The organism is Bradyrhizobium sp. USDA 4538 (assembly GCF_024171045.1).
Lineage (GTDB): Bacteria > Pseudomonadota > Alphaproteobacteria > Rhizobiales > Xanthobacteraceae > Bradyrhizobium > Bradyrhizobium australafricanum.
Genome location: NZ_JALJZE010000001.1, coordinates 8,747,279 through 8,759,070 on the forward strand (window position 1 = coordinate 8,747,279; position 11,792 = coordinate 8,759,070).

Sequence of the window (11,792 nt, forward strand, 5' to 3'; positions counted from 1 at the left end):
GCACGCCGGAACCATCTCATGACGCAGCCGACCGTAAAACGCTTCCCGACGCCCGCTCTCGACAAGCTCCCCGAGGACATCCGCGCCCGCATCCTGGCGGTGCAGGAGAAATCCGGCTTCGTGCCGAACGTCTTCCTCACCTTGGCCTATCGCCCCGACGAGTTTCGCGCCTTCTTCGCCTATCACGACGCGCTGATGGAGAAGGACTCCGGCCTCTCGAAGGCCGAGCGCGAGATGATCGTGGTGGCGACCAGCGCCGCCAACCAGTGCCAGTATTGTGTGATCGCCCACGGCGCGATCCTGCGCATCCGCGCCAAGAATCCGGAAATCGCCGACCAGATCGCGGTCAACTACCGCAAGGCCGACATCACGCCGCGGCAGCGCGCGATGCTCGACTTCGCCATGAAGGTGAGCCGCGCCGCCGAGGAAGTCTCGGAGGCGGACTTCGCCGCGCTTGCCGCCCACGGCTTCAGCGACGACGACGTCTGGGACATCGCCGCGGTTGCGGCATTCTTCGCGCTGTCGAACCGGCTCGCCAACGTCACCGGCATGCGGCCGAACAGCGAGTTCTACATGCTCGGCCGGCAGCCGAAATAGAGGACGCCTTGGCGGACTGGAGCGAGATCGTCCTGCGTCTCGGCGCGGCCACCCTTGCCGGTTGCGCGATCGGGCTCGACCGTGACCTGCGCGGCAAGCCGATCGGCCTGAAGACGCTGGGTCTCGTCAGCCTCTCGACAGCCATGGTCGTGCTGCTGGCATTGCAGGCCGTCGAGCCCGGCAAGTTCACCGACGCGGTGAGCCGCGTGATCCAGGGCGTGCTGACCGGCATCGGATTCCTCGGCGCCGGCGTGATCGTGCGGCAGGGCGACCGCTTCCAGGTCCGCGGCCTGACCAGCGCCGCATGCGCTTTCTTCGCCGCTTGCGTCGGCATCGTCTGCGGCGCCGGACATTGGCCGATCGTCGTCACCGCCGTCGCGCTGGCCTTCCTGCTGTTGACCTTCGGCAAGCGGACCGAGCGGTGGCTGCACCACGCGCTCGGCGGCAGGGAGGATCAGCACGGGCCGGCGGTCGCGGCAGATCAGTCGTCAGATGCCGGCCCGCACCAGCCGGGCAAATAGACCGCGTCCTTGCTGCGGCCGAGCGCCAGTCCCTTCTCCAGCGCCTTGGCGAAATTATTCTCCACCGTCTTGCGCGGGATGTGGCGGCGCAGGAAATCGGCCCACAGGAATTCGCTGAATGGCGTCGTGTCCTTGGCAAAGCCGCCCGCCCGGCGCATCTCGCCGGCGAGGCTGCGGAACGGATCGTCCCTGAGGTCCTTGATCGATTTCGGAATGTCTTTGAAGTGGCGGCGCTCGCCCTTGGAATCGTAGGGATAGACCCAGCGCTTGTTGTCCATCACGCCCCAGAACACGTCACGCTCGACCATCGTGAGATCGCCGATCACCGTGACCAGGATGTCCTTGACGCCCTCGTCGTGCAGCGCCCGCGCCATGTGATGGTGATCGACCACGTAGTAGCGATCGTCGGGACCATGGACGACCGGGATCATGTGCTTGCCCAGCAGTTCGGCGCGCTTCTTGTCCGACTTGTGCTCGCGCCAGCGCTTCCGCTTCTCCGTCACCTCCTGCATGCCGACCGTCATCTGGGTCGGCCGCAGCGACAGGATCGGGACCGGTTTGACGTAAGGCTCGCGCGTGTGGGCCATGATTTATGCTCCCTTTTGACCGGCACTCCGGAACGGGTTCCACTATGTCATGAGCCCGCAGGCGGGTGAAAGAGTCCGGTGCGCCGGAATGGCTTCACGAAGCGGTGGGGGCCGATGGCCGGATGGTCCGGCCTCGGCTGTCGATGCTCCCGGGCTGTCAATGCCCGGGCTGTCAATGCCCGGGCGCGCAGCCTCAACCTCCGTGACGGCGTTGCAGCGCAAACTGTGCATGCGCGAAGGTCGAACGAATATGTCGACATGGTCATCGCCGAGCATCCCGCGCGCCGCAGCAGCCGCCTCGACGGCAAGCCAGTTCCTGGAGGTGATCGACGCATGAATACCACCTCTGCGCGCACCAAGATTTTAGGTGTGAAGTGCAGCGAACATGCTAAACATAATCGGCGACGCGACCGGACTGACAACAGTGAAGACGCAGCGGCCAATCTCCTCGGATGCCGAGCACGTGGTGCTCAAATTCCGGCCGCGTACCTCGGCGCAGCCGCCCGGCAAGCGCGAGGAGCCGCACCGAACGACGCGCCCGGCTTCCGTTGCCAGCGATCTCTCTCGCTATGAGAAGCCGCGCGAGGAGCCGGACGATTTCCGCCAGCGCATGCTCGCCAACATCGCCGCCTTCGCCTTCACGGTGGCGCTCACCGCGATCGGCATCTGGCTTGCCATGAGCATCGCCGATTTGCGCAAGACCCAGGATTGCGTGCTGATGGGCCGCCGGGATTGCGCGAAGATTACGGTGATGCCGCGCAGCTAGGCTGGCCGGAACCCTGCCCAAAAACCGTCCTTGCGAGGCCGGCCAAGCTCCATTGAACTAACGGCCCTGCTCCGATATACGGGCACACGACTCCGGCACCAGCAATCGGGCATTCCGGGGCAACGCGCCCGCCTCCTCTGAGCCGACCCGGAATTACCTTCAATATATCAAAGGCTTAATGATGTCCTCCACATTCGAGCAGATCGCCAACATTATCGCGGAGACCTGCGACATCCCGCGCGACACGATCAAGCCGGAGAGCCACGCGATCGACGATCTGGGGATCGACAGCCTCGACTTCCTCGACATCGCGTTTGCCATCGACAAGGCCTTCGGGATCAAGATGCCGCTCGAAAAGTGGACCCAGGAGGTCAACGACGGCAAGGCCACGACCGAGCAGTATTTCGTGTTGAAGAATCTCGCCGACCGCATCGACGAGCTGGTTGCAGCCAAGAACGCGGGCACGGGCTCGGGCTCGTAATCGCCCATCATGCAGCTCGAGATCTTTCAGCTGATTGATCGGATCGTCGACCTCAACCTCGACGCAAGGACCATTGTCGTCGAGGCGGATGTCCCGCCCGACAGCCATTCGGTGTTCGCGGGGCACTTCCCGGGCTATCCGATCATGCCCGGCGTGCTGCTGACCGAAGCAATGGCCCAGAGCTCGGGCTGGCTGATCCTTGGTCTGACCAAGTTCGAGCGCATGCCCTTCCTTGCCATGGTCAAGGAAGCCAAGATGCGCGGCTTCGTCAGCCCCGGCTCGGTCCTGACCATCGAGGCCAAGATCGAGCACGAAGGTTCAGGCTTCGCCGTGACCTCGGCGAAGGTTCGCGTCGGCAAGGAGCTCAAGTGCAATGCCGAGCTGACCTTCCGTCACATCCCCTTCCCCAGCCCGGACTTGCGCGTGCACATGGATGCGATGGCCGCCAAGATCGGGTTTCCGCAGCAGGCACTGAGTAATGGCTGAGAAGGAAGTCTGGATCACCGGCGTAGGCCTGCTCTCCTCGCTTGGCGAGGGACTGGATGCGCATTGGGAGGCGCTCGGCGCCCGGCGCGTCAATGCCGACGAGAAGCGTCTCGCGCCATACGTGATCCATCCGATCGCTCCCGTCAGCTTCGACGCCCAGATCCCGAAGAAGGGCGATCAGCGTCAGATGGAAACCTGGCAGCGGATCGGCACCTATGCCGCCGGGCTGGCGCTCGATTCCGCCGGCGTCAAAGGCAATCAGGAAATCCTGTCGCGGATGGACATGATCATCGCAGCCGGTGGCGGCGAGCGTGACCTCACTGTCGACCTCGCGATCATGAACGCCGACGCACAGGGCAAGCTGCCGCCAGCCCTCCTCAACGAGAAGCTGATGAACGAGCTGCGCCCGACGCTGTTCCTGGCGCAGCTCTCCAACCTGCTCGCCGGCAACATCGCGATCGTTCACGGCGTGTGCGGGACCTCGCGCACCTTCATGGGCGAGGAAGCCTCAAGCATCGACGCGGCACGGATCGCGGTCGCGCGCATTGGAGCCGGCCAGAGTGACATCGCCTTGGTCGGCGCCGCTCATAACGGCGATCGCGGCGACCTCTTGATGCTCTATGCATTCGGCGATCTCGCCCTCAAGGACCAGCATAGCTCGGTCTGGGCCCGCAGGAACAACCCGGGCTTTGCCATCGGCTCCGCCGGCGCCTTCCTCGTGATGGAATCGCGCGAACATGCCGAGGCCCGCGGCGCAAAGCCGTACGCCAAGCTGACCAAGGTTGTCGCCGACCTTGCCCGACGCAAGGAGCCGGGCGCCGTGACGAAATCGCTGCAGGCGTTGTGGCCGCAGCTCGGTGTCAGCGGCGACAACGGTATCCTGATCACGGGCGCGACCGGCGCCGAGCCTGCGACCGCCGAAGAGCGCGCATTCCTCAGCCAGCATGCCGACTTTGCCGTCCGCGCCACCGGAACGACCTTCGGCCACACTATGGAGGCGCAATTCCCGCTTGGGCTCGCGCTGGCCGCGTTGTCGATCTCGCGCGGCGCGCTCTATCCGGCCAACGACCCGACCGGGCTGGAGGTTGAAAAGACCGAAGCGCCAACCCAGATTGTGGTGTTGGGGGTCGGCCACTGGCAGGGCGAAGGCATGGCACTGGTCGAGGCCGTCAGTTAGAGCATGATCCGGACAATTGTTTCCGAACATCATGCTCGAACAAACAACTAGGGTGCGATGAAGCTCATCGCACTTTAAGTCCGGCGCAAGCACCGACGGGGACACCATGACAGCACCACGCGATAAATTCGGCCGACCGATCGTTGTCGTGACCGGCATGGGAATCGTGACGTCGCTCGGCGGCGGCAAGACCGACAATTGGAAGCGCCTCACCGCGGGTGAGTCCGGCATCAAGACCGTGACACGCTTCCCGCTCGACAGTATGAAGACGACGATGGCCGGCGCCGTCGATTTCGTCACCGTCGACCCGTTCTCCTCCACCAGCCTGTCGCAGCGTCTGGCGGAGATCGCGACCGAAGAAGCGCTCGAGCAAGCCGGCATCGGCAGCAAGGGCGACTTTCCCGGCCCGCTGTTTCTGGCAGTCGCCCCGATCGAGACCGAGTGGCCGCAGCGGCTCGAAGTCGCGCGCGAGGTTCCGACCAAGGACTTTGGAATCATTGAATACCTTGCGACCTGTAGCGGCGGGAAGTTCGCGCACTTTCACCGGCGCTTCACCTTCGGCTCCGTCGCGCTCAACCTCGCCGAGACCTTCGGCACCAAAGGGTCGCCGATTTCGCTGTCGACGGCTTGCGCCTCCGGCGCGACCGCGATCCAGCTCGGCGTCGAGGCGATCCGCCGCGGCGAAACCGATGCAACACTGTGCATCGCGACCGACGGCTCGGTCAATCCCGAAGCCATGGTGCGCTTCTCGCTGCTGTCGGCTCTCTCCACCCAGAACGACCCGCCGCAGGCCGCTTCGAAACCGTTCTCGAAGAACCGCGACGGCTTCGTGATGGCCGAGGGCGCCGGTGCGCTGGTGCTCGAGAGCTACGACGCCGCGATGGCGCGCGGCGCGCGCATCCTCGGCGTCGTTGCCGGCTGCGGCGAGCTCACCGATTCCTTCCACCGCACCCGCTCGAGCCCGGACGGCAAGCCGGCGATCGGCTGCGTGCGCAAGACGCTCGCCGATGCCGGAATGGAGCCCGAGCAAATCGATCACATCAACGCGCACGGCACCTCGACGCCGGAAAACGACAAGATGGAGTATCTTGCGACGTCGGCCGTGTTTGGCGAACACACCAAAAACATTCCGGTGTCGTCGAACAAGTCGATGGTCGGCCACACCATCTCGGCCGCCGGTGCGGTCGAGGCGATCTTCTCGCTGCTCACGCTCGAGCATCAGCGGATTCCACCGACGATCAACTACGAGGTGCCCGATCCCGCGATCCCGTTCGACGTGGTCGGCAACAAGGCGCGCGATGCCAAGGTGACCGCCGTGATGTCGAACTCGTTCGGGTTCGGCGGGCAGAACGCCTCACTGATCCTGACGCGCGAGCCGGCCTAGCGGCCTCGCCTCATCAGATGAAACGCCTGCTCCTTCGCACCAGGGCGCACCTGCGTGACGCCGCGAAACCCGTGACCGACGCGGCGATCGGCGGGCTGACGATCGGCCTGCTGCGTACGACGCGCTACTTCGATCCCGAGAAGACCGCAAGATTCTTCGGCCGCGCCGCGCATTTCATCGGCCGCCGGCTGCGCGAGGATCGCATCGGCCGCGAGAACCTCAAGGCCGCCTTCCCGGAAAAGTCACCGGAGGAGATCGAGGAGATCCTGACGGGCGTCTGGCACAACCTCGGACGCATCGGCGCTGAATTCGCGCACATCGACCGCATCTGGGACCACGATCCCCAGAATCCCGACAAGCCGGGTCGCGTCGAATTCTCGGCGCGCAGCAAGCAGCTGTTCGATCAGTTGCGTGACGACGGCAAGCCGGCACTGTTCTTCGCCGCACATCTCGGCAACTGGGAGCTCTCTCCAATTGCCGCCGCAGCGCATGGGCTCGACGCCACCATCCTGTTTCGCCGGCCGAACATCGAAGCCGCCGACCGCGCCATCGAACGCATCCGCGCGGTCAATCTGGGCACGCTGGTGCCGGCCGGCCGTGACGCGCCGCTCAAGCTGGCGCAGGCGCTGAAGAACGGCCAGCACGTCGCGATGCTGGTCGATCAGTATTTGACCAACGGCGTTCCCGTCACCTTCTTCGGCCGCAAGACCACCGCAAATCCGCTGCTGGCGCGCCTGCGCCGGCAGATCGATTGCCCCATCCACGGCACGCGGATCATCCGCCTGCCCGACGGCCGCTTCCGCGGTGAGGTCACCGAGGAAGTCAAGCCGGTGTTCGACGCATCCGGCCAGATCGATATCCAGGGCACCATGCAGGCGATCACCGACGTCGTCGAGGGCTGGGTCCGTGAGTATCCCGATCAATGGCTCTGGCTGCACCGGCGCTGGCGGTAGACGGAGACTGTCATTCGTCATTGCGAGCGAAGCGAAGCAATCCATCTCGCCACTTGCGGAGCCATGGATTGCTTCGTCGCTGACGCACCTCGCAATAACGGCACGCTACTGCGACGAGTATGTCATTTCCCGGTCTTCACTCTCGTCCACAGGCGATTGATGATCCGCTGCGTCGCGGGATCGCGCGCCGTGATCACGAACAGCTTCTTCTGCATCGCCTCATCGGGATAGATGTTCTTGTCGTTGAAGATCTTCGGATCGATCAGCTTCTGGCTCGCCAGATTGCCGTTGGCGTAGGACAGGAAGTTCGAGTTCTTCGCCGCGATCTCGGGACGGTACAGGTAGTTGATCAGCTCATAGGCCTCAGCGACGTTCTTCGCATCCGCGGGGATCGCGAGATTGTCGAAGAACATCTGCGCACCCTCCTTCGGGATCGTGTAACCGATCTCGACGCCGGTGTTGGCTTCCGCCGCCCGGCTGCGCGCCTGCATGATGTCGCCCGACCATCCGACCACGAAGCAGATCTCACCCGAGGCCAGCGCGCTGAGATATTCGGACGAGTGGAATTTGCGCACATAGGGCCGGATCTTGATGACGAGATCGGCGGCCTTCTCGAGGTCGGCCTGCTTGGTCGAGTTCGGATCGAGGCCGAGATAGCTCAGCGCCGCCGGCAGGATGTCGTCGGCGGAATCCAGCATGTGGATGCCGCAATCCTTGAATTTCGCGAGGTTCTCCGGCTTGAACACCATGTCCCAGCTGTCGATCTTCGCGTCCGGACCGAGTATCTTCTGCGCGATCTTGACGTTGTAGCCGATGCCGGTGGTGCCCCACATGTAGTTGGCGCCGTAGCTATTGCCGGGATCGTAAGTCGCAAGTTGGCTCGTCACCACGGGCCATGCATTGGCGAGGTTCGGCAGCTTCGACTTGTCGAGCTTGAGGAACACCTTCGCGGTGATCTGGCGCTGCAGGAAGTAGCCGGTCGGCACCACGACGTCATAGCCCGACTTGCCGGCGAGCAGCCGCGTCTCCAGCGTCTCGTTGGCGTCGAACGTATCGTAGACCACCTTGATGCCGGTTTCCTTGGTGAAGTCCTCGAGGACTCCTGGCGCCATGTAGTTCGACCAGTTGTAGAAGTTGACCGTGCGCTCCTCGGCGTCAGCGGACGCCGAGAGCAGCAGGACCGTCGCGACCGCGCCGACGAAGCTGACGAGACGACGATTCTGCTCTCGCATTCTGGCCTACCTCTTGCGGTGGTGAACGGCATCCGACAACCGCTCCAGCGCGGCGTCGAGTGTCGAGTCCTTCTTGGCGAAACAAAAACGCACGACCGACGTCACCGCATCCTGCTCGTAGAACGCCGACACCGGGATCGCCGCAACCTTGTAGTCCTGCACGATCCGCCAGCAAAACTCCGCATCGGTCTCGTTGAGCCCGAGCGGCGACAGGTCCACGGTGAGGAAGTAGGTCCCCTGCGACTTCAGCACCGGAAAGCCGATGCTCTCCAACCCCTTGGTCAGGCGGTCACGGCTCCGCGCCATGTCCTTGCGCATGTCGAGGAAATAGTCGTCGGGCTTGCCGAGGCCAAATGCCACCGCCGCTTGCAAATTGGGCGCCGTCGTGAAGGTGAGGAACTGGTGCACCTTCGCAGCGACGCGCAGCAGCGGCGGCGCGGCGCAGACGAAGCCGATCTTCCATCCGGTCAGCGAGAAGATCTTGCCGGCGCTGCCGACCTTGATGGTGCGGTCGCGCATGCCCGGGATCGTGATCAGCGGGATGTGCTCGCGGCCGTCGAACACCACGTGTTCCCAGACCTCGTCGCAGATCGCGACCGCGTCGAATTCCTGGCAGAACCGCGCCAGCAGTTCGAGGTCCTCGCGCGGATAGACCACCGCCGCCGGATTGAGCGGATTGTTGAACAGCACCGCCTTGGTCTTGTGGTTGAAGACGCTGCGCAGCATCTCCTCGCTCAGCCGCCACTCCGGCGGTTCGAGCCGCAGCAGCCGCGGAATGCCGCCAGCCTGGCGGATGATCGGCAGATAGGAATCATAGACCGGCTGGAAGCACACCACCTCGTCACCGGGCTCGACCACGGAGAGGATCGAGGCGGTCAGCGCCTCGGTGCCGCCCGAGGTGACCATCACCTCGGTCATCGGATCGAGCTTGAGTCCGTGCCAGTGGCCGTAATGCGATGCGATCGCCTGACGGAGTTCCGGGATGCCCATCATCGACGGATATTGATTATAGCCGTTGATCGAGGCGTCCGCGGCGGCGCGGCGGATGTCCTCCGGACCGGGATCGTCGGGAAAGCCCTGGCCGAGATTGATGGCGTTGTTGTCGCGCGCGGCCTGCGACATCGCCTCGAAGATAGTGACAGGAAGGTCCGCGAAGACCTTGTTCATGGAGGTCATGTCAGGGATCAGCCGCCGGTCTTGGTCGGCAGTCCCGCCGCCTTCCAGCCGATGATGCCGCCCGCCAGATGCTTGTCATAGGGCAGGCCCGCGGCTTGGGCGGCCAGCGAGGCCGTCACCGAGCGCTTACCGGAGCGGCAGGCGAACACCACCTGCTTGCCCTGCGGATCCGGAATCGCCGCCGGGTCGAACGTCGACAGTGGCACCACAACGCCATCGGGATAGGCCTCGACGGCGACCTCGTTCGGCTCACGGACGTCGACCAGGAGATAGCGGCCTTCCGCTATGCCCTTCGACACCTCGTCCGGAAACAAATCTTCCACCTTGTGGTCCGCCACGGAAATATCCTCCCGACTTGATCTTTGGCGAGCATCGCGCGGCTCACCGTTCCGGGCCGCAAAGTCGCCTCTTGCGCGGAGAAAATCAAGCGTCCGAAACGGGTTAGATGCCACGCGGAATCGCCGGATCGTAGTCCTAGATCGTGACCTGCGTGCCGACCTCGACCACCCGCCCGGTCGGGATCTGGAAATAGTCGGTGGCATCGTTCGACGAGCGGCTCAGCGCGATGAACAGATGGTCCTGCCAACTCGGCATGCCCGAATGCGCCGCCGGCTTCAGCGCACGGCGGGACAGGAAGAACGAGGTCGACATGATGTCGAACTGCCAGCCGAGCTTGCGGGCGATCGCCAGCGTCTTCGGCACGTTCGGCTGTTCCATGAAGCCGAACTTCAGCGTCACCTTGGAGAAGGTCTCACTCAGCTGCTCCATCCGCACCCGCTCGGACGGATCGATGCGCGGCGTCGGCGCGGTCTCGATGGTCAGGATGACGTTCTTCTCGTGCAGCACCTTGTAGTGCTTGAGGCTATGCATCAGCGCGGTCGGCGCGCTGACGGGATCGCTGGTCAGGAACACCGCGGTGCCGGAGACCCGTTGCGGCGGCCGCTTCTCCAGCATCGCGACGAGATCGGCGAGCGGGAATTCCAGCTTGCGCGACTTCTCGAACAACAGCCGGCTGCCGCGCCGCCAAGTGTACATCACCACGATCATGGCGCCGCCAAGCGCGAGTGGCACCCAGCCGCCCTCGAACACCTTGAGCAGGTTGGCGGCCAGGAAGGTGATGTCGAGGAACAGGAAGGGCGCGACCAGCGCGGCGGCCGCGATCGGCGACCAGCGCCAGACCTTCCAGATCACGACAAAGCCCATCATCGCCGTCACCACCATGGTGCCGGTCACCGAGATGCCGTAAGCCGAGGCCAGTGCGCTCGACGAACGGAACATCAGCACCAGCACGATGACCGCGATGAACAGGAAGCGGTTGATGCGCGGCATGTAGATCTGCCCGGAATGCGCTTCCGAGGTGTGGCGGATCTCGAACCGCGGCAACAGGCCGAGCTGGATCGCCTGCCGCGTCAGCGAATACGCACCGGTGATGACGGCCTGGCTCGCGATCACGGTCGCCATGGTCGCCAGCGCTACCATCGGGATCAGCGCCCAGTCCGGGAACATCAGGAAGAACGGGTTCTCGATGCCCTTGGGATTGCCGATCAGGAGCGCGCCCTGCCCCAGATAGTTCAGCGCCAGCGACGGCAGCACGATGAACAGCCACGCGGTCTGGATAGGGCGTTTGCCGAAATGGCCGAGGTCGGCATAGAGCGCCTCGGCGCCGGTCACCGCGAGGAAGACCGCACCGAGCGTGATGAAGCCGATCACGCCGTGATGCAGCATGAACGACACCGCGAGGATCGGATTGAGCGCGTATAGCACTTCGGGATGCCGCGCGATCTGCGGCAGCGCCGCGACCGCGATCAGGGCGAACCATACGCACATCACCGGGCCGAAGAAGGCCGCGACGCGCGCGGTGCCGCGCGACTGCACCGCGAACAGGACGACAAGGATCACCACCGTGAGCGGCACGACATAGGGATCGAATGTCGAGGTGACGAGCTTGATGCCCTCGATTGCCGACAGCACCGAGAGCGCCGGCGTGATGACGGCGTCGCCATAGAACAGCGCGCCGCTGATGATGCCGAGCAGCACGATCGCGGCGCCGCCCTTGGTCGCCGCGCGCTGCGCCAGCGCCATCAGCGCCAGTGTGCCGCCCTCGCCATTGTTGTCCGCGCGCAGCAGGATCACGACGTATTTCAGCGTGACGACGACGATCAAAGCCCAGAGGATCAGCGAGAGCACGCCGAGCACCGCATGCGCCGTCACCGCGCCCTCGCCGCCGGCGGCGGCAACGACGGCCTCGCGCAAGGCGTAAAGCGGGCTGGTGCCGATGTCGCCATAGACGACACCGATGCTACCGAGCATCAGGGCCTTGAAGGTGGCGGTTGAATGCGCCTCACCATTGCCGTTTGCCGCCGGCGTTTCCGCCGCGGTGATCGCACTCTCGGATGACATGGGGAAGCTGTGCCTCTGTCTTCTGCCGCACC

The 11,792-nt window shown here is 64.4% G+C and carries 13 protein-coding genes; 8 read left to right on the plus strand and 5 right to left on the minus strand.

The features are described from left to right. The first annotated feature begins 18 nt into the window (after nucleotides 1–18). Both J2R78_RS40380 and J2R78_RS40385 read left to right on the plus strand, forming a co-directional pair. The gene (locus J2R78_RS40380) at nucleotides 19–597 is read left to right on the plus strand and encodes a peroxidase-related enzyme (RefSeq protein ID WP_092085553.1); all 579 of its coding nucleotides are present in this window, start codon (nucleotides 19–21) and stop codon (nucleotides 595–597) included. 8 nt (nucleotides 598–605) lie between these two features. After that, a complete protein-coding gene (locus tag J2R78_RS40385) occupies nucleotides 606–1,118 on the plus strand; it encodes an MgtC/SapB family protein (protein ID WP_092085555.1) in 513 nt (170 codons plus the stop codon). Here the strand turns inward: J2R78_RS40385 and J2R78_RS40390 are convergent. Continuing rightward, a complete protein-coding gene (locus J2R78_RS40390) occupies nucleotides 1,079–1,705 on the minus strand; it encodes a ParB-like protein (RefSeq protein ID WP_057019711.1) in 627 nt (208 codons plus the stop codon). The genes J2R78_RS40385 and J2R78_RS40390 overlap by 40 nt on opposite strands. 424 nt (nucleotides 1,706–2,129) lie before the next feature. Between J2R78_RS40390 and J2R78_RS40395 the strand changes: the two genes are divergently transcribed. The 6 genes from J2R78_RS40395 to J2R78_RS40420 all read left to right on the plus strand — a co-directional run bounded on the left by J2R78_RS40395 (nucleotide 2,130) and on the right by J2R78_RS40420 (nucleotide 6,952). After that, a complete protein-coding gene (locus J2R78_RS40395) occupies nucleotides 2,130–2,471 on the plus strand; it encodes a hypothetical protein (RefSeq protein ID WP_253610036.1) in 342 nt (113 codons plus the stop codon). 181 nt (nucleotides 2,472–2,652) lie between these two features. Next, complete coding sequence (locus J2R78_RS40400; protein WP_028334296.1) at nucleotides 2,653–2,952, plus strand: acyl carrier protein; 300 nt, start codon at nucleotides 2,653–2,655, stop codon at nucleotides 2,950–2,952. 9 nt (nucleotides 2,953–2,961) lie between these two features. After that, nucleotides 2,962–3,438 (plus strand): 3-hydroxyacyl-ACP dehydratase FabZ family protein, encoded by a 477-nt coding sequence (locus J2R78_RS40405; RefSeq protein ID WP_141340566.1) that lies wholly within the window; start codon nucleotides 2,962–2,964, stop codon nucleotides 3,436–3,438. Further along, on the plus strand, nucleotides 3,431–4,615 hold the full coding sequence (locus tag J2R78_RS40410) for a beta-ketoacyl-ACP synthase (protein ID WP_141340565.1): 1,185 nt from the start codon (nucleotides 3,431–3,433) through the stop codon (nucleotides 4,613–4,615). Before J2R78_RS40405 ends, J2R78_RS40410 begins: the two co-directional genes overlap by 8 nt. A 106-nt stretch (nucleotides 4,616–4,721) precedes the next feature. Continuing rightward, complete coding sequence (locus J2R78_RS40415) at nucleotides 4,722–5,999, plus strand: beta-ketoacyl-ACP synthase (RefSeq protein ID WP_253609154.1); 1,278 nt, start codon at nucleotides 4,722–4,724, stop codon at nucleotides 5,997–5,999. A gap of 17 nt (nucleotides 6,000–6,016) precedes the next feature. Beyond that, nucleotides 6,017–6,952: a lipid A biosynthesis lauroyl acyltransferase gene (locus tag J2R78_RS40420; protein WP_057019707.1), complete on the plus strand. Its 936-nt coding sequence runs from the start codon at nucleotides 6,017–6,019 to the stop codon at nucleotides 6,950–6,952. Nucleotides 6,953–7,074: 122 nt separating this feature from the next. Here the strand turns inward: J2R78_RS40420 and J2R78_RS40425 are convergent, their stop codons facing one another. From J2R78_RS40425 to J2R78_RS40440, 4 genes are all read right to left on the minus strand, one after another. Continuing rightward, nucleotides 7,075–8,184 carry a polyamine ABC transporter substrate-binding protein gene (locus J2R78_RS40425; protein ID WP_253609155.1) on the minus strand — a complete coding sequence of 370 codons (1,110 nt, stop codon included), beginning with the start codon at nucleotides 8,182–8,184 and terminating at the stop codon, nucleotides 7,075–7,077. Nucleotides 8,185–8,190: 6 nt separating this feature from the next. After that, a complete protein-coding gene (locus J2R78_RS40430) occupies nucleotides 8,191–9,360 on the minus strand; it encodes an aminotransferase (protein WP_253609156.1) in 1,170 nt (389 codons plus the stop codon). Between the two features lie 8 nt (nucleotides 9,361–9,368). Beyond that, nucleotides 9,369–9,698 (minus strand): rhodanese-like domain-containing protein, encoded by a 330-nt coding sequence (locus tag J2R78_RS40435; protein ID WP_016848419.1) that lies wholly within the window; start codon nucleotides 9,696–9,698, stop codon nucleotides 9,369–9,371. Nucleotides 9,699–9,834: 136 nt separating this feature from the next. Beyond that, complete coding sequence (locus J2R78_RS40440) at nucleotides 9,835–11,760, minus strand: potassium transporter Kup (RefSeq protein WP_092085565.1); 1,926 nt, start codon at nucleotides 11,758–11,760, stop codon at nucleotides 9,835–9,837. Between the last annotated feature and the right edge of the window lie 32 nt (nucleotides 11,761–11,792).

What these genes read in the sequence shown, in the direction of transcription:
- J2R78_RS40380 (WP_092085553.1), top strand. Translation starts at nt 19, where the DNA reads ATGACGCAGCCGACCGTAAAACGCTTCCCGACGCCCGCTCTCGACAAG.
- J2R78_RS40390 (WP_057019711.1), bottom strand. Translation starts at nt 1,705, where the DNA reads ATGGCCCACACGCGCGAGCCTTACGTCAAACCGGTCCCGATCCTGTCG.
- J2R78_RS40400 (WP_028334296.1), top strand. Translation starts at nt 2,653, where the DNA reads ATGTCCTCCACATTCGAGCAGATCGCCAACATTATCGCGGAGACCTGC.
- J2R78_RS40405 (WP_141340566.1), top strand. Translation starts at nt 2,962, where the DNA reads ATGCAGCTCGAGATCTTTCAGCTGATTGATCGGATCGTCGACCTCAAC.
- J2R78_RS40410 (WP_141340565.1), top strand. Translation starts at nt 3,431, where the DNA reads ATGGCTGAGAAGGAAGTCTGGATCACCGGCGTAGGCCTGCTCTCCTCG.
- J2R78_RS40415 (WP_253609154.1), top strand. Translation starts at nt 4,722, where the DNA reads ATGACAGCACCACGCGATAAATTCGGCCGACCGATCGTTGTCGTGACC.
- J2R78_RS40420 (WP_057019707.1), top strand. Translation starts at nt 6,017, where the DNA reads ATGAAACGCCTGCTCCTTCGCACCAGGGCGCACCTGCGTGACGCCGCG.
- J2R78_RS40425 (WP_253609155.1), bottom strand. Translation starts at nt 8,184, where the DNA reads ATGCGAGAGCAGAATCGTCGTCTCGTCAGCTTCGTCGGCGCGGTCGCG.
- J2R78_RS40430 (WP_253609156.1), bottom strand. Translation starts at nt 9,360, where the DNA reads ATGACCTCCATGAACAAGGTCTTCGCGGACCTTCCTGTCACTATCTTC.
- J2R78_RS40440 (WP_092085565.1), bottom strand. Translation starts at nt 11,760, where the DNA reads ATGTCATCCGAGAGTGCGATCACCGCGGCGGAAACGCCGGCGGCAAAC.